We start from the raw sequence: 20,345 nt of genomic DNA, 5'->3' as shown, positions 1-20,345 counted from the left end.
AGCACGCTTGCTGCGTGCAATAAAGTCAATTTGATAAATCACAATCCTTTAACGGGATCAATTTTGTCTTTTTCGTAAATTTGTACCCAAGCCATAAAATAAGGAATAAAGGTAATCCTATATAAGAAACCAATATACCGTTCCAATCAATATGATCTCCTAGAAATGCCGAATAGTTTTGTCCTAGTACGACAAAGCCACAAACCACAAAGGCAAAAATTGGGCCAAATGGAAATAATTTTGCTTTGTATGGCAAGAGGTTTAAGTCTTTTCCTTGAGCAACAAATGCCCGGCGGAATCGATAGTGACAAATGGCAATTCCAAGCCATGCGATAAACCCTGACATCCCTGAAGCGTTTAGCAGCCAAACATATACAGTACCATCACCAAATAATGAAGCCAAGAATGCAAGTGTTCCGACTAATGATGTGATAATCAAAGCATTTACAGGAACACCTCTTTTATTTAATTTTCCAAGAAACTTAGGTGCTTTCCCTTCACGGGCCAAATTCCATAGCATACGTGTGGAAGCGTACATGCCTGAGTTACCGGCAGACAGCACAGCTGTTAAGATCACTGCATTCATTACGGAAGCAGCAAAAGCAATTCCTGCTTTTTGGAAAACAATCGTGAATGGGCTAACCGTTACATCGCTGCTTGCAAGATTCTCATTTGTATAAGGAATGATTAAACCAATTACAAAAATCGCTAGGATATAGAATAGAAGGATGCGCCAAAATACTGATTTTACAGCTCTTGGAATTGCTTTACTAGGATTATCGGTTTCACCTGCAGCAACACCAAGTAATTCTGTGCCTTGAAAGGAGAAGCCAGCAGCCATAAAGATCCCAAGCATGGTCATAAAGCCGCCATGAAACGGTGCATCTCCAACCGTAAAATTCTTAAAACCAATTACCTGACCACCTAAGATTCCAAAAATCATTAAAATACCAATAATAATGAAAATGATTACAGTAACCACTTTAATTAAGGCGAACCAATACTCCGTTTCACCAAAGCCTTTTACTGATAGATAGTTTAATAAAAACATGATTACTAAGAATACTGCACTCCAAATAATGGAAGGCGTATGAGGGAACCAAAACTTCATAATCATCGTGACGGCTGATAATTCTGCTGCAATAGTTATCGCCCAGTTATACCAATAGTTCCAGCCAAGTGCAAATCCAAGTGATGGGTCGACAAACTTAGTGGCATACGTGCTAAAGCTTCCTGCAACAGGCATATAGGCACCCATTTCCGCAAGACCTGTCATTAAGAAATAGACCATAATCCCAATCACAAGATAGGATAGTATAGCTCCTCCGGGACCAGCGGAGTGGATTGCTCCGCCACTAGCGAGAAAGAGACCTGTTCCAATGGTTCCGCCTAGAGAAATCATTGTCAAGTGGCGTGATTTTAAACTGCGTTTTAAGCCGGTATTTTCTTTTTCGGAAGAAATTGTACCTTTACTTAATTTATCTTTTCTTACTTCTGCTGTTTTCATCGATGTTACTCCTTTTCTTCAATTTTTCTAGCACAAGGCCCTAACTGAAGACCCATCAGCTTGTCTAATCTGGAAGGAGCTTGGAATAAAAAATGCCACCGAAGTAGATTCAGGTGACATTAAAAATAGCCCGCATCATACCTTCCGAAAGATAGCCCAACACGAATGGCTGGTAGGGCCAATCGTGACAGTTCTGTTCCTATTTGGAGACAGCCCCAGCATGCTTAATCAGAGAAACAAGCACGCTTCGGCAGCTTTTCCTTTCAAACGGAGTCAAGTGATGTCCCTGCATCTCGTCCGCCTTACTGATAAAAACTGCGACCTCTACCTCATCGGTTGATGAGGATTTGTTATATGAAATTATTACGTTCCTAACTTTATAATACTATTTTAGAATAGTCAATATCTCGTTGTTTTCTCTTATCCCCAAATGCTGTATTAAAGGGAATGGTTATTATTTACCAATTGAATCTGAATGAAAATATATACATTCTTCTCACGAAAAATTTATTGTTAATCTTTAATCAAGGTAAAAGACTTGGTACCTATCTTTTAACTTTTGGACACTTTCTTCTAGGTTAATTCTGTCTGCCGTGTTTCTTTCCCTAAAAAGGCAAGTGTAATCACACCGACGACAATACTTGCGCAAAACAGTGCAAAAATGAAACCAATGGAATGACCTGCAGCAACAAGTGAGCCAACAAGGAGCGGTCCAAGAATCCCACCAACACGTCCAATTGCTGCAGCCATACCAGCGCCTGTCCCACGAATGACAACCGGATATTGTTCAGGGGTGTATGCATATAAAGCTCCCCATGCACCAAGGTTGAAGAATGATAAAAAGATACCCGACACGATAAGGACTGCAGTTGTTTCTGCCTGACCGAAAACAAGGGCTGAACCTGCCGTCCCTAGCAAATAAGTGACAAGCACAAACTTTCTTCCCATTCGTTCAATGAGCCAGGCAGCTGAAAAATAGCCAGGCAGCTGAGCTAGAGTCATGATCAATACATATTCAAAACTTTGAATCATACTAAATCCTTTCATCACCATGACACTTGGCAGCCAAAGAAACATCCCATAGTATGAAAAAACGACCGTGAACCAAACAATCCAAAGTACGAAAGTGGAGCGTGCGTATTTCTTCGACCAAACTTCCCGGACGTTTTGGAGAATGGACCGTTTCTCTGCTTTCTTTGGCGAAAATGCCGGTGAATCAGGCAAATTCAACCGTAAATAAATGGCATAAAAAGCAGGTAAAGCACTAAGGATTAGAGCCACTTTCCAGCCAAATAACGGAATAACAAAATATGAAATAAGTGCTGCAATTAACCAGCCAAATGCCCAAAAGCTTTCAAGTAATACAACCACTCGCCCGCGTTCTTTCGCTGATACACTTTCTGAAACGAGAGTTGATGCGACAGGTAATTCTCCACCGAGCCCCATGCCAACAAAAAAGCGTAGAACTAAGAAAGCAAAAAGGGTAGTTGTTAATGCAGAAAGACCACTACCAATAGAAAATAATAACAAGGTAATAATAAATATATTCTTCCTGCCAATCTTATCTGCCCATAGACCGAAAACGAGCGCTCCAACAGCCATCCCGATTGAGTTCACACTTCCGATCCACCCCATTTGTTCTGGTGTCAAATCCCATTCTACTTTCAGTGCTGCAATAATAAACGAAAGCATCCCAACATCCAGTGCATCAAACATCCATCCGAGTCCTGCGATGCCAAGAAGCTTTCTCTGTGAAATAGTCTTTTCTGTCACGATATTTACCCCCCTGATGTCTTGACAGTTGTCATTACCATTTTACTATAATCATCTTCCTTCGAAAAAACAAGGTTTATTTTTTTCTGGAAAAGCTTTAGTATGCCCTTTCATCTCATACTTATTACTATGAGGAAATGACAGATAAATCATAAAGAGAAATAATAATAGAAAAGGAATATCTCCTAGGAATACGTTAATGAACAAATCTTTTATAACATATCGAATATAGTTTCCTTTTTGAAGGATTCTATTTCAATTTAAAAAGACTAAAGTGCACATTTTTTAGTCAGTGTACTTTAGCCTTTTTTTACTTATAGGGAAACTTGATTGATTGCCCCTTTCATATATTCAGGAAGAATCAATCTCCCCTCCATAAATTCTTTAAGAGAAAATACTATCGGTTTACAATTCTCTCCAACACCAATTATGATGCTTAAGTCCTTTGGCGAATAAACAACTGTATGCAACGTACCAAAGTACTCTTTATAGTGTTTAAAGAATAATGGGGAACTTGAATCATTAAAATGATGATAAACAGACATTGGAGATAGCTCCCCAGTTAGTAAGGAACTCACATATTCCTTCCGTTTTACTGAGCCTTGTATATTTATTCTGTTTTTGCTTCTTAATATTTCTGATTCAAAATGATTCGTACATATTAGAGGATTTGCAAAATTTATGATCTGTTGTTGTGGAGAAGCTTCTACAAGTATACTTTTTCCACTTTTATCTGTAATGGAGTAATTGTAGCAATAACCATGAGGGATATCAGTGATGAAGGCTATTGCCTCCTCAATATTTGCACACTGTTCAAGCAGCATTCTAACAATGGTCGTTGCAATAAAGCCCTCGTCCCTGTGTTCATTATTTACAAAATGCAGCCCTACAACGAGCCCCTTTTCATTCATCCCATCAAGTCTTCCGATTACTTGCTGACTAAACCCTACACTAGTATAGCCATTTAATGGCCTCATAAATACAAGTCTTGCATCGTACATTTCCGGGCTAAAATCATAATTACGTACATAATAGCCGTCGTTTACCAATGTAGTACACCCCATTTCTGGGAATACTACATCGTACCCACTAAATAGTTTTATTGTACTATCTAATTCCATATTTAATCCTTCTGCCAAGCCACTCAGTTCCTGAAAAAGTTTCGGGGAAATATTCTCTAGTATTTCCTTAGACTTTTGTACATTAGAATTAGTAGTCAATTCCCTTAGATGGTCTATTTGTTGAAAGCTTGATAATGACATTAATTCTTTGCCTTGTTCCAAGCCAATTTGATAATAGTCCCCTCTCAATTCTACTATTCTAACAGCCAGCTCTTCATTTTTAAACATTTTACTATATCCTCCCTTTTTCCAATTTAGTGACTGGCATTAATAAATCAAGATTTGAGAAGTCATCCCCTCGATACCATTCTAGTATGGAACCTGTTGGAATCCATTTGTTTTCGTTTGCATAGTTAATTAATTTCCAATAGCCATTTTGTATTTCAGTCATCGGAGCATTAAATGACAAGGCAATATATATGCATGAAGCTAGGTGTTCTACTAATTCAACTTCAGATAATCCGCTTGTTGGGATGCCGAATGGTACGCCAAAGCCTATATGTGCTTTAATCAAGTCTTTGCCCGATAGATATTTTAAATAACAACTTTTTATCGGAATATTTAACTTTTCAAGTTCTTTTCCTCTTTTTATAAAGTGTTCTCCGAATTTCCCAGTTTCAGACTCTGCTGAGAACCATATGATATTTTCATCAGCTTTTTCGATCAAATAAATTTGATCATTCATAGAATCGCTTTCTAAATATCGTAAACTTACATTCAAGATATCAAGCCTTTTCTTTATCATTACAGTCCAATCATCCATCATATTTTTTCGTATATTTTCATCTTTCTCTTTTAGATATACTTGGATGTCCTTAATCGGTACATCAGCCAAACGTAAACTGGAAACTAGCTTAATGATTGCAACTTGGGTCTCAGAATATACTCGATACCCATTGGAGTTCCTACCTGCTGGACGCAGTAAATTTTTTGACTCATAATACCTCAAAGCACTCTTGGAAATACCCGTTCTCTCGGAAAAATCCTGTATTGTCATGAGTTTGCTCAAATCCCTCACTCCTTTAATCCTATGTTACAGGTTCAAGTTACTTTAAGGTCAAGTGGAAGGTATAAAAAAATTTGCTAAGCAAGCTTTCTCAAATAAATGATATAAATTCCAAGGATGTCCAAAGAGTCTGGTATTAAATGGAGAATAGTCTAATATATTGATAAAAATTAACTTATAGAAAGGTGTGACGAATTGAAACGGTTGTCTTTACCATTACTCATCTTAGTCTCGAGTGCATTATATATTTTTATTATTCCGGATGCACCTCTTGTTCTTAATCTTCTCTTCAAGTTAATTCCAATGTGGTTAATCATTACTTATGGGTTTCTTCAATTTCGGGGAAACCGCTCCTTCACCGGTTGGATTATTTTAGCGGGACTATTGTTTTGTATGTTTGGCGATGGTTTACTTCATTGGTTCCTGATAGGACTATCTGCCTTTTTAATAGGTCATATTTTTTATATCATTGGGTTCTTTAAGGAGTGGCGTTTTTCCCTCATCCGTGTTTTGACCATTATTCCTATCAGTTTCTATGCCATTTTTATTGGTCTAATTCTTACCGAATCTCTTATCGAAAAAGGCAATAGTGCTTTATTCATTCCAGTTATTGTATATACGATTATCATTTCTGCGATGGCTTGGTCTGCCGTTATGACCGGTAATAAGTGGGCAATTGCTGGGAGTATTTTATTCGTTATCTCTGATTCGATACTAGCGTGGAATCGCTTTGTATCCGACATCCCCTATGCATCTGTCCTAATTATGACCACCTATTACACAGCCCAGTTCTTTATCGCTCATAGTATTAAATTATTTATACCAAAAAGGGCCTAATTTTATGAATTAGGCCCTTTTTTGCCGAACATTAAATCATCCATTTGAAATCCGCAGTTTTACTTTACATCCTATTTGTTTCACGTGAAACAAGCCAACTAAATGTTATTTATTAATGACTCACTCATTACTATGCTTAGGGATACAGATGATAGATTTAAATAAATCCCCATCAATTTGAATCATAAATTTCCCTTTCTGTATATCAATTAGGCTTTTTGCAATGGAAAGGCCCAATCCACTGCCTTGGCTAGATCTAGATTCATCGCCTCTTTTAAAACGCTCCATTAATTCATCAGCTGAAATATTTAATTCATAAGCTGAAATATTCTTGAAGGTAAGAAGGATATCTTTTCCTAAATCTTCGATATTGATATAAACCCTTGACCCTTTAAGAGCATACTTAAAGATATTGGATAATACGTTTTCAATAGACCTCCATAGTAATTTCCCATCAGCAGTCACATAAACTTTGGCATTTGGATGGTTAAACTTAAATTCTAAGTTCAGCTCTTCAATCTTTTCACTTACTTCCCCAAGCCCCTGAGTGATCAATGATTCAATATCAATCTTTTCAAGATGGACTGGGATATTTCCGCTTGAAGCTTTAGCAGCTTCAAATAAATCGTCCGTTAGAAACTTTAGCCTTTTAGATTTTTGATCCAGTACTTCTGTATATTCCGCTATCTTTGATAGGTCCTTTTCATTTTTCAGTAAATCAACATATGTGATAATCGATGTTAACGGTGTTCGTATGTCATGGGATACATTAGTGATGAGTTCTGTTTTTAACCGCTCACTTTTTAGTTCGTTTTCTACTGCATTTTTCAATCCATCGGTAATGCTGTTAATATTGGCAGCTAGATTTGCAAACTCTCCCTTTCCACCAATTTCGATACTGTGTTGGATTTCTCCATTTTTTATTCTCTCTACTCCATCTTTAATTGCCTTAAAAGACTTAACTTTCTTCAAAGCAAACCAGGCAGCAAACCCTATGGTTATTGGAAACATAAAAAATGTTAAAGCAATTAATAGCGGATACCCTATAACAATCAGAACTGTTTTTACCCCAACATTTCCACTATCATAGACATTTCTTACAAATTGAACAAGTCCTTTGACTATTTGATAAATCAGGGTATGCTTAAACAATGTTCTATTCTTAACATGTCTCACCATTGATAAAATAAGTACAAAACAAGCAGCGGAAAATGGAATCGTGATTGGAATGACCCAGTTTAAGTTGTTTGGAATTTCCAAAAAATCAAGTATTAATACCCAAAGTGTTATAAGTCCTATACATAGTAAGATGTTCAAATCAATATATAATTTATCTACTGCATACAAACGCAGCTCTTCGTCCTTAAAGGACTTTCTCCCGGTCACAAATGCCAGATATAAAAAGGATAGGATAAAGCCTGCTGAAAATCCTAGTAAATAATAAAAGCCCTTTGTGGAATTCACTTTCTTTTCTTTCCACTCATTTATTTTTGAATCTAAAAACTTCTTTGGAAAAGCAACATACATTGCATGGTTTTCAGTGCCCCATTCATCCAATTCCATTGTAATCCGATTTAAATATTTATTTGCCTCTATTTCTTTTGGATAAATATCGCTTTTATACCCCTCAAACACCATGTAAGATGGATAGTCTTTAAATTGTTCTTTATCTTTCATTGTACTATTCGTATAAACATTTACACCATCGCTGGCATAATACAAAGGATCTTTAACTTCTTCGATATTGTTCAATAGGAAATGAAATTCTCTTAAATCCCTCTTTATCATTTGGTCCTTTAACTCAGAAATTTTATCGGCATAATCAACCTTGAACTTCTCGTAATTTTCCGCTTCACTTAAATTTGGATTATAACTCTTGGAATCAATCTGAAATTCTGAAAATAAGTTCTGTTCTTCCATTCTTTGATCATCTTTATTAATTGTTCCGCCCTTTAGAATATTTTCTTCACTTTTATATTTTCCCAACAGCCTTGTGAGTTCACTTATGAGATTTTCACTTTCTCTTACATAAGACTCGCTAAAGAAGTAATTATCTTCAAAAACGATTCCAACATCGCCATCATTTACAGAGACTAAATTAGCAATTGCTTGCATAACACCTGAAAAACAAGCAAGCATGATCATAAAGACAATCAATTTTGTTGTCATTGAGTGGCTATATTTTTTCAACCTTATATCCAATTCCCCACACCACCTTTAAATATTTTGGCTCTTTCGGATTGATTTCTATTTTTTCTCTAATTTTTCTTATATGAACGGTTACTGTGTTTTCCGGGCTAAAGGCCGTTTCATTCCAAACCTTTTCGTAAATCTCTTCGATAGAGAACACTCGTCCTGCATTTGCAGTTAAAAATTTTAAGATCTTGTATTGCACTGGTGTAAGTTGAACCGCCTCTCCATCAACAGTAATTATTTTACTTTCATCATCAATCATGAGCCCACCTGTTTTATAAACGTTGCTCTTCGTTTCAAGGCTTCCTAAAGTTGTGTACCTTCTTAGCTGTGATTTAACTCTTGCCATTAGCTCCAAAGGATTAAAGGGCTTCGTAATATAGTCATCTGCTCCTATATTTAATCCTAGTATTTTGTCGTAATCCTCCGTTTTAGCGGAAAGCATAATGAGCGGGATGTTATTCTCTTCCCTAATCTTCATGGTTGCTCTTATACCATCCATCTTTGGCATCATAATATCCATAATAACTAGATGAATTTCCTGATTATCGATTATTTCGATTGCTTCTAAACCGTTAAAAGCCTTGAAAATTGTATAGCCCTCATTTTCTAAGTAAATTCCTATCGCATCCACAATTGCCTGATCATCGTCACAAACCAATATGTTCACTACATTCACCCCTAAAATAAACTACAAGTCCTGCTCCTCCCTCTATTATTCGTTTTTAGTTAATTTTTTTGCAAACATAAACAAAAGCTGGCGGGAAATTTAGTGGGACATAATGGATTCTCTCAATGTTGAAAGCTCTAGAAAGCTGTTTCTTCATTTGTAAAGAATATTGAAAAGCAATGAAATACCCCCCTGGCTTTAATGAATCAATCACCTGTTTTAGTAATCTTTCACGTAGTTCCGTTGAAAAATTAAAGAAGGGCAGTCCACTAATAACACAGTCTAATTGCTTAATACCATTTTGGTCCATTATATTTAGTAACTGAACAGCATTCTGATAACACAAGTATTCCGGGAATTCCTTCTGAAGGTTCCCACTCATTTCCCCATCCTTCTCAAACAGAAGAACAGCTGCTTTATTGGATACATGTGATTGGATTTCTTTTGTAATCGCACCTGTACCGGAACCAAGCTCCGCTACTGCACCCACTTCCTCCCACGCCACCTGCTGGACCATTTTTCTAGCCAAAAAACTTGAGCTTGGCCATACACTGCCGATTTCCTTTGGCTTACGGATAAAGGATTGTAAAAATAACAAGGAATTGTGATTATTCAAAGAACTCGCCTCCACTGACTTATGGTCTTGCCTTTTGCTAATGAGGTTATCTTAATAAAAAAATCTTAGAAACTAGTGGATAGGTTTCTTAAGATTTTCTTAAGGTTTTTTATTAGGAGAGTTGCGAAGTGAGAAGTAGGGGTAAAAAATAAAAAACAGTCTACTTTTATTCATAGACTGTTTCAATGTGATATATTAAAGTCTCACTTACTTACGATTTGGTTCACCGTATTATTTCTAAATGAGGTTTTCTGTTTGATATCTACTAATATTGTTACTAACAAGAAAAAAGTCAGATTGTCTGATTGCTCCTAGTTACTTCACACACCAACGTTTCACTTTTTATTAGCTTCATATACTTTCAACAACTTACCTTTTATGGTTGTGTTTTTCATCCGTTTCAACACAATCGGACCTTTATCATTTAATATTTCAACATAAGAAACAGCATCTAATATTGTAATGATACCAATATCCTCTACTGTTACTCCTTCAATTTTTGCAATCGTTCCAACAAAATCTACTGCTCTAAGCTTCTTTTTCTTACCACCATTAAAGTACAACTTCATAATTTGCTTATTTATTTTTTCACCTTTTGCCTTTTTAATAGTTGGTTCAACATTCATTTTTGCTTCAAAGTCAGATTTCTTATTTGAGACTTCCTCTTTTGAAGGAGCAGCCATGCTCGGAATCTCAAAACCAATATATTCTTCAATTTCACTTAAAAACTTATCCTCAAATGGTGTAACAAAAGTGATAGCTTTCCCCTTTTGCCCTGCCCTTCCTGTTCTTCCCGTTCGATGGACATAGCTTTCTTTCTCTAATGGAAGGTCATAGTTAATGACATGTGTTATATTATCAATATCAATTCCTCTAGCGGCTACATCCGTAGCAATTAAATAGCGGAATTCTCCTCTTCTAAAGTCATTCATCACATCAAGCCGATCTTCTTGTACCATGCCGCCGTGAATTTTATCGCAGCTATAACCTAAATCCATTAACTGATCACACAAAGTATCTACTCGATCTTTTGTTCGACAAAAGATTATGCAGCTATCTGGATTTTCAACAATCGTTACATCTTTAAGCATAGAAAATTTATGGTCTTCTTCCACTTCAAAAAGAGAATGATCAATTTTATCAGTTGTGAGTCCAGTCACCTTAATTTCAATATCGATAGGTGTTTTCATATAGTTAAGTGATAGGTTTTTGACCTTCTCCGGCATAGTAGCTGAAAATAACATTGTCACTCGTTTTCGTGGTAACTCTTTGATGATAGCTTCCACTTGTTCAATAAATCCCATGTTTAACATTTCGTCAGCTTCATCTATAACAAGATAGTTAATTCGTTCTAAAGGTAGAGTACCTCTTTCAATATGATCTAACACGCGGCCCGGAGTACCGACGACTACATGCGTTTTTTGCTTTAATTCTGTTTTTTGGATTGCAAAAGGTTGTTTTCCATAAACAGCTGCAGCTTTTATTCGTTTAAATCTGCCTATGTTTATGAAATCCTCTTTCACTTGAACAGCAAGTTCTCTTGTTGGTGTCAAAATTAACGCTTGCGGTTTATTTTCCTTCCAATCAATTAATTCACAAATGGGAATCCCGTATGATGCAGTCTTTCCACTCCCTGTTTGTGATTTTACGACAAGATCCATTTTCTCTAACACAAGAGGGATAACCTTACTTTGAACAGCTGTTGGATTTTCATATTCTAAGCTTTCCAGCGCATCTACTATTTCATTACTTAATTTATAATCCTTAAAACTTTCTCTGCACATAACTAAACCTCTTTTATTTTGAATTATTTACCTTATTATCTTGCGTATAGATCATTTCCTTATACAAACTACTATTATACGCGAATTCCTATTTTGTTACTGAACAACCTCCTGTTGTCTAAATGGTTATTTATTCTTCAACACTTCGGCAAGTTCATTCAAGGAATGGGATTGTTTAATTTGATAGTTCCGTCCTTCCTTTTGCAAATAATTTTTATCACAAAATTGTGTAAGTACATGCAATAAGTGCCGATAGGATACACCTAAATAATCACAAACTGTTACGTGTTTCTCTTTATAAATTCCTTCATCTGCTGTTTGCAAAATAAAATCCGCTAGCCGGTTTTCAAGCGGGAAAGCGAGACTTTGTGAATACTTTGCTGCCATATGTGTAGCTTTTACACTTAAAAATTTAGTCATTTCACGGAGAAATTTTGCATCATCCAGTAATTGTGTGCGATATCGATGAAACGGAATCGCAAAACAAATGATCTTCGTTGATGCTTGAATCCCCTTTGTATAATACACATCATTTAATAATTCCATTTCCCCAATATAATCATGAGCATTGATAAAATTAATTAAGGATACTTTTCCATTCTGATGTGTTACATATATTTTTGCTTTTCCTTCCATTACATAAAATAAAAAGTCCGGCCTCATGCCCTCTTGAATGATCCATTCATCCCGCCTGTATTCGTGAACTTCTATAAATGCTTCTACTTGAAATGAAAATAGATGTGCGATTGAGTTATTCTCCAAATACAATCTTTTTTTCTCACCTTTGTAAACTTCCATATTCCACCTCGAAATATGAGATATCTCATATTATTCATATTTTATCCCATGATATCATGCATTCAATGAGGAGGAAAATAATGAATACACAGCGCTGGATGAGTACACGTTTTTTTAGTTTTTTTATGACATGGGGCATTTTTCTGCCTTATTGGTCAGGGTGGATGATTTATACAAAAGGAATTACTGTCTCACAAGCTAGCTTGATCATGAGCTTCGGTTTAATTACGAGAGGCCTGTCCACATTATTTGCCTTTCCATATTTATCAGAGAGATTTAGCAGTAAAGTCCTGTTAAAAGTGGCGGGAATTGGCACCCTAGCCTCCATTCTTTGTTATATTCCAGTAAACTCCTTTGCTGGCTTACTATTAGTAACGATCGTTTTACACATATTTTATCCTACTCTGATGCCTGCTTTAGATAGTGCTGCCAGTATCCTTGTACAAAGCAAACAATTAAGACACTATGGAAGAAGCCGTCAATGGGGATCCATTGGGTTTGTCTCAGTGGGCATAGTTTTAACCATTTTTACAGGAATGTTTGGAGATGAGGTAATTTTCTGGGCACTATTGCTTGGAATGATCGGATTTGTGCTTCTTAGTTTAATGAGTGCCCCTAGTACTTTATCTAAAAAGCCGCAAGTAGACCAAACACAAAAAGCAGGCATGTTCCATTTATTTCGGATCAAACACTTTAGTTTGGTACTTATGATTGTCATTTTACTGCAAGCCGCACATGCTACTTATTACAACTACGGATATATTTTCCTACAGGATATCCATGCACCCATATACCTGATTGGTCTCATTATTAACATTGCCGTGATTGCAGAAATCATATTCTTCTCAGTTGCAGATAAAAGCTTTAACAAATTTTCAGTAGGCACTTTACTGACATTTGCAGCAATTGGTTCTTCCATTCGTTGGATATTAATATTTGCCTTTCCAAATGTACTTGTTTTCTGTATCGCGCAAACTTTACATGCATTTTCGTTTGCTATGGGGCATTACGCCTTTATGAAATACTTAATCAACAACATACCACACGCACAGATACCAAAAGCACAAGGCATGTATTCAGCACTTGCACTTAGCTGGAGCACTGCAGTGTTTACAATCTTTGGTGGCTACTTATACGAAATTGAGCCAAGATATGCCTTTATCGGAATGATTGTTTGTACCCTGCCAGCCATGCTGATTGCACTTATATACCGAAAACTAGAACTTAGAAAGGGAGCTCTTATTTCTATTTAAATCTCTTGTCTAGTTCTTCCAAAGCTGTTTCAATTTTTTTAACTTCACAATCCTTCAAAAAAGCTGAGATTTATCTAATTTAGATAAATCTCAGCTTTTTTATATTTTCACAAAACATATAAGGATAACCTCATTTACTTACGGTACGGTTCTTCGAAACTATTCTAAAGGCGGATTTTATTTCCCGATTTGAGCCACTAATCAGTCGGAATATAACGATAACTCTTATCAACTCAAGTTATCTGGGTTATATCGGTTTAGGTCATATGTCTAAACTCACTTATTCCTTTTCCATATACTAAGAAAAAAAGAAGATGAGAAAATGTACAATAATGAGCATGGCTTTGCGTAATGATATGTCTATGACTCGCCTATCTCCTCTTCATGGAGGCAGCTAGCGAGTAAACTGATTCCCTTTTCAATTTCTTCAATTGATAATCCCCCAAATCCTAACATAATATAGGAATGACCTTCAGGGGTTGGATTCAACCAAAAACTTAACGGGGAATAAACTTTGACCCCCTTCTGCAGACCCTTTTCGATTAGCTCTAAGGTGGATACACCCTTTAGTTTCAATAAGATATGCAAGCCTGACTTTTCTCCAACAACTTTTACTTTAGTGCCCATATGTTGTTCAATACTTCTTAGCAAAGCCTGATGTTTTCTTTGATACAGCTTGCGCATTCTTCGAATATGCCTTTCGAATTCTCCAGATTGCATGAACAGAGCCATAGCCCTCTGAATTATAGGAGAGACAGATTGGTTATAAGCCGCGAACTTTCGTAAATATTGACCCATTAGAGAAGGTGGAAATACAATATAACTTAACCGGACTGAAGGAAGAAATGATTTAGAAAATGTACCTAAATAAATGACCCTTTCTTCTTCATCCAGGGATTTCAGCGAAGGAATGGGCTGTCCCCGGTAACGAAACTCACTGTCATAATCATCCTCAATAATGTATCCCTCAGATTGATAAGCCCATTTTAGCAACCGCATTCTTTTCGAAATGGACAAAACCATACCGAATGGAAATTGGTGAGAAGGCGTTACATATACGGCTTTTGCCCTGCTCGTTTGAATATGCTCAACTGACAATCCGTCCTTTTCAAGAGGCATGGGTTCAACATGGCATCTCTCGTCTTCAAATACAGACCGTACGCCACTGTAACCCGGTTCTTCCATGGCCACGGTATTTCCCTGGAGTGCCAAAAGCCGGCAGATCAACGCCATAGAAGTTTGTGTTCCAGCCGTAATAAGAATCTGTTCTGGTGCAGAGCGTACACCTCTGGATTGCAGTAAATGGTTTGAAATCTCCCTCCTCAATGCAAACTCACCTTGCTTTTCACTATACTCAAATAACCAGTTGTTCTCTTGATCAACTGCGTCTGAAAGACATTTCTTCCACTGCTTCAAGGGGAATTTTTCAAGATCGACATTTCCATATTCAAAATCCACAAGGACTTCGCTTGAAGGCTTACATTCCAACTTAATAGGATGCTCCACCTCATTCGGATGCAGTGGAGATTTCTCAATCTCAGCTACCCATATTCCACTTTTAGGTACACTTTCGAGGTATCCCTCTGATTGCAGCTGCTGATATGCTGCCTCAACCGTATTTCGGCTAACCTTTAAATGAGCTGTTAGCTGACGGATGGATGGCATCTTCATTCCTGGCAAGAGCCTGCCCTCTTCAATTTCCTTCTTAATCCAATGATACAACTGACTGTATAAGGGCTCAGGCAGCTCTCTATGTAAAAATGGGGTAATTTCCACTGGTAACCCTCCATCTGTCCCTATTAAACTTTTTAATTCTGCCGCTTTCATCATGTACAGAAATTTCTTAAAATGATTTTATCATTTATAAAGAAAGATGGGATGAAAAATGCATAAGATCCGCCAAGAAAAATTAATATGTACAGATGAAAAGCGTATTGATCAGTTTTTAAGCCACGCACGGACGGGTTACCTTGGATTAACGGATGGGGAGCTTCCTTATGTGGTTCCTTTGGATTTTGTCTGGATGAATGAAGCTTTGTATTTTCATGGTGCCGCAAAAGGAAGAAAAATCAATTTGATTCATGCAAATCCCAACTGTTGTTTCACAGTATCTGAAGATTACGGAACGATGGTAAGCCCTATACCTGCAAAGACAGATACTGCTTACATGAGTGTGATGCTGTTCGGAGTACTTGAAAAGGTAAGTGATTTAACAGAAGCGACCGCGGCAATGCAAGCCATGCTGGATAAGTACGTACCCGGCTACTACGATAAAAGCCTTTCACAATCCCATGTTGAGAAATATCGATCTTCTCTAGGGAGCCATACAGTGGTTTTTAAACTTAAACCCAGCGTACGAACGGCAAAAGAAAACCAAATGAATCCGCAATTGTCTTTCTACCCCGGCAGGAACGTTCAGATGGATATCTAAAATTTTCTGCAAACAGGACATCATTTCCATCAAGAAAACCTTTTATAAAGGCTAGTGGCACAATCCTAATGGGATAAGACTAAAAAAGGGAGCCAATACTGCACAACGCATTGGCTCCCTTTTTATATCAAAATCTCATTTACTTACGATTAGGTTCTCTGTCATTATTATTCATAAAGCTCTGCTTCTCCAAGTAATTCAGCACTGTATGTGAAAACTCGATGTGAGATTCTTGCGTATATTTGGCAATTGTATAGACTTGAGCCAGATTCTTTAATCCCAGCCGTTCTGTCATTTCCTTTAGCCTAGGAATGTCCATATAGCGTTTCCATCCCTTTTCATTTCTTTCTTTGTAGATCTCTAGAATTTCTTCATCTGAATAATCACGATACTGATCATAGTGAACAAGTCCATGCCTTGGCAATCGATCTCTTGGAGCAGGGCTTTCTGCAGGATAGCCTAATGAATAACCCACAACTGGTACGACATTGGGCGGTAAGTTTAGCAGTGCACCAATTTGATCACAATTTGCAAGCGTTGAGCCCATATAACAAATCCCTAGCCCAGCATTCTCTGCTGCTAAGGCACAGTTTTGTGCTGCCAAAGAAGCATCAATAGCACCGATCATAAAGCTCATAAAATTATCAAAATGGACAGGTGCATCATTGAGCGAAAGCCATTTTCTCATTCTATTAAAATCAGCACAAAAGGTTAATAGGATAGGTGCATCAACAACCATCGATTGTTCCATATGTGCGGTGTACAACTTTCGCTTAAGTTCTTTGTCTTTTGTGACGATAATCGAATAAGACTGCATATTTCCGCTTGATGAGGCACGAATACCTGCATCTATTATTTGCTCTAGCAGTTCTTGACTTACTTCCCTATCTTCATATTCTCGTATGGATCTGTGTCCAAATATCACATCATTTAATTCCAAAGCAATCACTCCTTATTAATCGCATATCTAAGGGGTTTAACAATCTTTGCATATATAAAGTTCAATCTATCCATTTGGTTAATACTGTAAGATAGGCGTCATTCCTCTTACCCTTGATATAGAAAAATGAATAGACTCTGATAATATTATATCATTATTTTTGAATAATCTGATAAATAAAAAGATTGCCTTTGGAAGACTGGCAACTAGTCAAACTTATAATTTTTAGTGGTTTTAACTGGCACTACTTATGGGCAGTATAGGAGTAATCTCCCCTGTAAAACTTCTAAGATTTCTTCCGGCATTTCCCTGACCTTGATATCCCCACCGAGGAAAAGCAGCCAATTTGTTATTTCGGTCAATTCTTCTGAATGATTAACATGGATAAAAGTCTTTAGAATGGCTGTGGTTTGGTAAGGATTCGTATAGGAAATGGAAACTTTTAAAGGATGGTATTTTTTGAACTGGGCAATCGCTTTTGGACCAAGTTCAAGGATCAGATTGACTATTTCTTCCTGATTACTAAGTTTTTCTAAAATCTTTTTTTTACTTATTCTTTTTTTCGTCGGGTTTGGTTTAACATCGATGAGATTATCGACAGTAAAAATCCTCCTCTTTTCATCCTTTAAGTCGAAGCCTTCAATCAGCCAAAGACTTTTTTCACGGTAAAGGTGCAGAAGATAAATTGAATAAGACTTTATCGCTTTCTCTTCATTGATGGTAATCAATAAATAGCTATCCAACAGAATGATTTGAATGAGTTTTTCTAACATCGGATGGGGAAGGTCTGACAGATCAAGTAAATCGGGATTATGAGGGTTGGTCCCTTCAAAAAGCAAGATTTGATTTAATAGAACAAGGTCCTCTTGCTGATTTTCTGAGATGAGGCCTAGTAACTTTTCAGCTAAAGACTGACGGCTCTTTAGATAGGGGAGTTGTTGATTTCTTGTAGCCATAAATGCAATAAAAAGGGCTTTGATCTCATTATCAGTAAAGCGAACAGTAGGCAGGACAGAGTTGCTCATGACAAAATATCCCCCATCCCTTCCAACTTCAGCGACAAGCGGCATCCCCATGGCTTCAATTTCTTTGATATCTCTAATAGCTGTCGAACGAGAGATGTTAAATTCCCGCATAATTTCAGAAATGGTAAAATGGGCGCGGTTATTGATATACCGCATGATGATATTAATCCGTTCAACTTTTTTCATCGGGACCTCCTAAACAGTATCATTTTTTGACATGATTTAAAGCTATTATAAACTCATCAAGTGAAAAGACAAATCATTTGATAAATTTAATTTAAAAGGAAGGTTTTGAAAATGACAAATTATACTTTAGAAGAAAAAGAAAGCTTTACTGTATTAGGCATTGGGACTGAACTTAAGAGCGATTATACAGACTATGCCGGCATTAATAAGGAAAAGGCAGACTTTTGGCAGGCAGTTAAAGAGGACGGAAGGCTTGAAAAATTAAAATCCATCGCCACAAATGATTACATCTTTGTCGTAAACGAAGCGGTGAATAACAAGATGATGCATTATGCTGGCGTCATGACAGAAAAGTCACTGCCAGAAGCATCAAGAGTGATTCAATTCCCTAAAGGGGAATACCTCGTTGTTAAAGGGCAAGCTGAGACAGCGGAAGAGTTAAGTAATCTGCTTACTGGCATTGCCTTTGGTCAAGTTTTGCCAGAAGAAAAAAATGTCGCTTATGTTGGAGGGCCCAATGCAGCGGTTGAGATGGGGCAGCAAAACGGCTTACTATTTGGTGAAATGTGGATTCCTGTTGTTAGGAAATAAAAAGATAATAGGAGGAATGGAAATGTCCTATATCGTTGATTTTAAAAATGTATCTACGGCTGGTTTAGAGTCTTCACCAGCAGCTGAAGCGCTTGCTGGTTTACGTGCTAATGAAGCCCGTTACTTTATGAACAAATATAAGCATGAATTTACGGTTGTACCAGCTAGCGAGTCCTCAGATACCCTCGATTATGTGAACCAAATTTTGAAAGAAGAACGTGATATTGTGTTTGCTGCCAAACCTTTAGAAACGTCACGTTTTCAAGTGGAAGATATCAAATTTGCCTACGTCTTTTATGAGGATGGTCTGGGGATCAACGTTATGTATACGGTTAATGATCCAAAGAAGCGGGCTGTTGGTTTTAAGCTTTCTGAGGGGATGGAGGTACCAAAAGAATTAGAAGGAAAATTTAAGTTTGCTAGGCAGAAGTCTAAACTAGCTGGAACGATTCGGGGCTCGTTTTTTGTAATCAAAGGAGAATATTAAAGTAAGCAAAATTGCAAGAACAAACACAACCATTCATGAAGCAAATAATCATCTAGTCATTCAAATAATAAAACAGCACCTCTCCATCCAATTAGAAGGTGCTGTTACTTTTTTTGCGAAAACTTCATTTACTGGTGCGGTTCACCTTGATACATCTAAATGAGTTTTTACTGCTTCAGACGTTATTTATACTTTCTACAAACTTCTTCGCAGCACGCGATAATGGAATATTTTTTAAATAGCATATGCCAATACTCCTTTTGGGGATTTCCTCTTCCAGCCTTATCTCGTATAAATCTTCTCTTTCTAAATAATACCTTGAAAACTCTTTTATGACACAAGAAATACCTAAATTTATTTTTGTGAATTCTAAAACTAAATCATATGACCCAAGTTCAAACACTGGTGAAACATGAAAGCCCCTCTTTTTAAAGAAATTTTCCACAAACATTCGTGAATTCGATTTCTTTTCTAAAAAAATTAGTGGCATTCCCATTAAATACTCTAAACTAATCGGTTTATTCGTTAATTTTTTAAATTTTTCTCCACAGACAAAAATATCTTGAATCTCCTTACACGGTATGACTTGAAGGTGGTCGTCATAGATTGGCAAATTGCATATCCCCATATCTGCCTTTCCAGATTTAATAAAATCACAGATTTCTGTTGTGGTTCCATTTAATATATTTAATTTGATTCCGGGGTATCTTGCATGAAATTCTTCCAAATAAGGTAATAAAAAATAGCGAGAGATGGTATCTCCAACCCCGATACGTAATTGTCCAGTCTTTAATGTTTTAAATTCTAATATTTTTTCTTCTGCTACGTTGATCATTCCTAAAGCTGAATTAATATGCTCATTTAATAATTTTCCTTCATTTGTCAATACTATGCCCTTTGATGTTCGATAGAAAAGTTGTATTTCTAATTCATTCTCAAGCTTCATAATAGCTTGACTGACCGCAGATTGTGTCATATATAATTCCTGTGCTGCTTTAGAAAAACTTTTATTTCGGCTAACGACGTTAAATATACGATATAAATCCAATTTTCCAATCATATAAGTTCTCCTTATATCAGGTATTACAAATATTAATTTTACTTATATCATTTTAGAAAGGTATAGT

General features: G+C 36.7%; 18 protein-coding genes and 1 riboswitch. Of the genes, 5 read left to right on the top strand and 13 right to left on the bottom strand.

The window, feature by feature from the left end:
• Positions 1–25: 25 nt before the first annotated feature.
• The 4 genes from FI644_RS10065 to FI644_RS10050 form a co-directional block, all read right to left on the bottom strand.
• Positions 26–1,507, bottom strand: a complete 1,482-nt coding sequence (locus tag FI644_RS10065) for an amino acid permease (protein WP_082620724.1) — start codon at positions 1,505–1,507, stop codon at positions 26–28.
• Between the two features lie 144 nt (positions 1,508–1,651).
• Positions 1,652–1,842, bottom strand: a riboswitch (Lysine riboswitch).
• Positions 1,843–2,080: 238 nt separating this feature from the next.
• Complete coding sequence (locus tag FI644_RS10060; RefSeq protein ID WP_142109006.1) at positions 2,081–3,223, bottom strand: MFS transporter; 1,143 nt, start codon at positions 3,221–3,223, stop codon at positions 2,081–2,083.
• 371 nt (positions 3,224–3,594) lie between these two features.
• The gene (locus FI644_RS10055; RefSeq protein ID WP_053478354.1) at positions 3,595–4,629 is read right to left on the bottom strand and encodes a C45 family autoproteolytic acyltransferase/hydrolase; all 1,035 of its coding nucleotides are present in this window, start codon (positions 4,627–4,629) and stop codon (positions 3,595–3,597) included.
• Positions 4,630–4,633: 4 nt separating this feature from the next.
• Positions 4,634–5,410, bottom strand: coding sequence for a MerR family transcriptional regulator (locus tag FI644_RS10050; RefSeq protein ID WP_053478353.1), 777 nt, complete (start codon positions 5,408–5,410; stop codon positions 4,634–4,636).
• A 192-nt stretch (positions 5,411–5,602) separates the two neighbouring features.
• Here FI644_RS10050 and FI644_RS10045 point away from each other — a divergent pair, with 192 nt between their 5' ends.
• Positions 5,603–6,244 carry a lysoplasmalogenase gene (locus FI644_RS10045; protein WP_142108269.1) on the top strand — a complete coding sequence of 214 codons (642 nt, stop codon included), beginning with the start codon at positions 5,603–5,605 and terminating at the stop codon, positions 6,242–6,244.
• Positions 6,245–6,364: 120 nt separating this feature from the next.
• Here the strand turns inward: FI644_RS10045 and FI644_RS10040 are convergent, their stop codons facing one another.
• From FI644_RS10040 to yeiL, 5 genes are all read right to left on the bottom strand, one after another.
• On the bottom strand, positions 6,365–8,446 hold the full coding sequence (locus FI644_RS10040; RefSeq protein ID WP_142108268.1) for a sensor histidine kinase: 2,082 nt from the start codon (positions 8,444–8,446) through the stop codon (positions 6,365–6,367).
• Complete coding sequence (locus FI644_RS10035) at positions 8,421–9,107, bottom strand: response regulator transcription factor (protein WP_053478350.1); 687 nt, start codon at positions 9,105–9,107, stop codon at positions 8,421–8,423. The genes FI644_RS10040 and FI644_RS10035 overlap by 26 nt, the downstream gene beginning before the upstream one ends.
• A gap of 55 nt (positions 9,108–9,162) precedes the next feature.
• Positions 9,163–9,723 carry a class I SAM-dependent methyltransferase gene (locus FI644_RS10030; RefSeq protein WP_142108267.1) on the bottom strand — a complete coding sequence of 187 codons (561 nt, stop codon included), beginning with the start codon at positions 9,721–9,723 and terminating at the stop codon, positions 9,163–9,165.
• Between the two features lie 335 nt (positions 9,724–10,058).
• On the bottom strand, positions 10,059–11,507 hold the full coding sequence (locus FI644_RS10025; RefSeq protein ID WP_053478348.1) for a DEAD/DEAH box helicase: 1,449 nt from the start codon (positions 11,505–11,507) through the stop codon (positions 10,059–10,061).
• Positions 11,508–11,633: 126 nt separating this feature from the next.
• The gene (gene yeiL, locus FI644_RS10020) at positions 11,634–12,305 is read right to left on the bottom strand and encodes a transcriptional regulator YeiL (RefSeq protein WP_053478347.1); all 672 of its coding nucleotides are present in this window, start codon (positions 12,303–12,305) and stop codon (positions 11,634–11,636) included.
• Positions 12,306–12,385: 80 nt separating this feature from the next.
• On the opposite strand from yeiL, the gene FI644_RS10015 reads away from it, so the two are divergent.
• Entirely contained in the window at positions 12,386–13,558 is a 1,173-nt protein-coding gene (locus FI644_RS10015) for an MFS transporter (protein WP_053478346.1), read from the top strand.
• A 360-nt stretch (positions 13,559–13,918) separates the two neighbouring features.
• Here FI644_RS10015 and pdxR read toward each other — a convergent pair whose 3' ends face one another.
• Positions 13,919–15,388 carry a MocR-like pyridoxine biosynthesis transcription factor PdxR gene (pdxR, locus tag FI644_RS10010; RefSeq protein WP_053478345.1) on the bottom strand — a complete coding sequence of 490 codons (1,470 nt, stop codon included), beginning with the start codon at positions 15,386–15,388 and terminating at the stop codon, positions 13,919–13,921.
• Between the two features lie 55 nt (positions 15,389–15,443).
• Here pdxR and FI644_RS10005 point away from each other — a divergent pair, with 55 nt between their 5' ends.
• Positions 15,444–15,989, top strand: a complete 546-nt coding sequence (locus FI644_RS10005; protein WP_053478344.1) for a pyridoxamine 5'-phosphate oxidase family protein — start codon at positions 15,444–15,446, stop codon at positions 15,987–15,989.
• 139 nt (positions 15,990–16,128) lie between these two features.
• Here FI644_RS10005 and FI644_RS10000 read toward each other — a convergent pair whose 3' ends face one another.
• Both FI644_RS10000 and FI644_RS09995 read right to left on the bottom strand, forming a co-directional pair.
• Positions 16,129–16,929 (bottom strand): nitroreductase family protein, encoded by an 801-nt coding sequence (locus tag FI644_RS10000; protein WP_056686990.1) that lies wholly within the window; start codon positions 16,927–16,929, stop codon positions 16,129–16,131.
• 248 nt (positions 16,930–17,177) lie between these two features.
• The gene (locus FI644_RS09995) at positions 17,178–18,140 is read right to left on the bottom strand and encodes a helix-turn-helix transcriptional regulator (protein WP_053478342.1); all 963 of its coding nucleotides are present in this window, start codon (positions 18,138–18,140) and stop codon (positions 17,178–17,180) included.
• Positions 18,141–18,251: 111 nt separating this feature from the next.
• Here FI644_RS09995 and FI644_RS09990 point away from each other — a divergent pair, with 111 nt between their 5' ends.
• The gene (locus FI644_RS09990) at positions 18,252–18,731 is read left to right on the top strand and encodes a GyrI-like domain-containing protein (RefSeq protein WP_053478341.1); all 480 of its coding nucleotides are present in this window, start codon (positions 18,252–18,254) and stop codon (positions 18,729–18,731) included.
• Between the two features lie 22 nt (positions 18,732–18,753).
• Positions 18,754–19,218, top strand: a complete 465-nt coding sequence (locus FI644_RS09985) for a DUF8821 family protein (RefSeq protein ID WP_053478340.1) — start codon at positions 18,754–18,756, stop codon at positions 19,216–19,218.
• A gap of 175 nt (positions 19,219–19,393) precedes the next feature.
• On the opposite strand, the gene FI644_RS09980 is transcribed toward FI644_RS09985, so the two are convergent.
• Positions 19,394–20,278, bottom strand: a complete 885-nt coding sequence (locus FI644_RS09980; protein ID WP_053478339.1) for a LysR family transcriptional regulator — start codon at positions 20,276–20,278, stop codon at positions 19,394–19,396.
• Positions 20,279–20,345: the final 67 nt, after the last annotated feature.

It is taken from the genome of Cytobacillus solani, from assembly GCF_006704205.1.
GTDB lineage: Bacteria > Bacillota > Bacilli > Bacillales > Cytobacillaceae > Cytobacillus > Cytobacillus solani.
Note: the sequence above shows the minus strand (reverse complement) of the source record. Positions and strands in the feature narration are given on the sequence as shown.